The sequence below is a fragment of the Micromonospora sp. ATLC20 genome (assembly GCF_057196585.1).
The window spans coordinates 1-407 of sequence record NZ_JBXUOV010000436.1 but is presented as its reverse complement, the minus strand read 5'-3'; the positions used below and the strand labels follow the sequence as shown (position 1 = coordinate 407).

The following is a 407-nucleotide window of genomic DNA, read 5'->3' as shown; positions in this document are numbered from 1 at the left end:
CGGCCGGACCGCGCCGGGGCGCGCGGGCGCGGGACCGGGCGAGCAGCACGCCGTACCCGACTGCGAGCAGGACCGCGACGGCGAACGCCACGCCGGTGCCCACCGCGACCCAGAACGGCATGTCGCGGGTGGCGGAGAGCAGGAGGCTGATCTCCTCCGGGTCGGTGAACGCCAGCGGACCCAGCAGGGCGAGACCGACCAGCCGGCGCACCGGCGCGGGCCCGGCCGGACGGCCCGCGTGGCGGGCCGCCGCCTCCAGCGCGGCCAGCACGAACCCGAGCGGCGGCAGCAGGAGCAGCGCCGGCAGCTGCACGCCCGTCTGCCCGGCACCGGCCGCGAGCGGCGTCAGCGCGACACCCGCGACCAGGCCGCCGACGAGCACCAGCCGGACCGGGCCGGGCCCGAAC

At 80.1% G+C, this 407-nt stretch carries 1 pseudogene; it reads right to left on the bottom strand.

What is annotated here, in order from left to right:
• Positions 1-407: pseudogene (locus tag AC2CHG_RS31795) on the bottom strand (S8 family serine peptidase); the annotation flags it as partial.